The organism is Neoluteolibacter marinus, assembly GCF_014904755.1.
Taxonomy (GTDB): Bacteria; Verrucomicrobiota; Verrucomicrobiia; order Verrucomicrobiales; family Akkermansiaceae; genus Haloferula; species Haloferula marina.
In genome coordinates this window covers 1-574 of record NZ_JACZFQ010000301.1, presented here as the reverse complement: position 1 = coordinate 574, position 574 = coordinate 1, and the positions used below count along the sequence as shown (strand labels likewise).

The following is a 574-nucleotide window of genomic DNA, read 5'->3' as shown; positions in this document are numbered from 1 at the left end:
GTCAAGACGTGGGTGCATCGGCTGCGCGAGCACCTGCGAGCCGCGCGGCCAGGACGGGCCGGGCGAGCTCAGTGGGCCGAGGCGGCCTCGGGGGACTGCACCGGGACCTGCGCGGTGTCGAGCTCGCGGCGGAAGCGCCGCGAGCGCAGGCGCAGCAGGGCGAAGCTGCCCAGCAGCATCGTGAAGCCCAGGCTCGCCACGACCAGCCCGACCACTGTGGGGGCCGCCAGGCCGAGGCCCGCGGAGATCACCATGCCGCCCAGCAGCGCGCCCAGCGCGTTCGCCACGTTGAACGCCGCGTGGTGCAGCGAGGCGCCCAGCATCTCGGAGGGCCCGGCGATGCGCATGAGCCAGGTCTGCATGGCCGGGCCCAGCGTCGCGTGGCCCATGTTGGTGAGGAAGAACGCGATGGTCAGCCCGACCGGGTTCGTCACCACGGTGATCATCAGCGCCATGGCCGCGATGTAGAACGGGAAGGCGATCAGCAGCGTCCGCTCCAGGGAGCGATCCGTCGTGAAGCCGCCGATCGCGTTGCCGATGGTCATGCCCAGCCCGGCCACCGCCAGCAGCACGG

At 72.3% G+C, this 574-nt stretch carries 1 protein-coding gene; it reads right to left on the bottom strand.

The genetic code is table 11. The annotated features are described in order from the left end of the window. Window positions 1-68: 68 nt before the first annotated feature. Window positions 69-574: MFS transporter (locus IG178_RS24960; RefSeq protein WP_193215266.1), on the bottom strand; the 506-nt coding region annotated here is incomplete at its 5' end.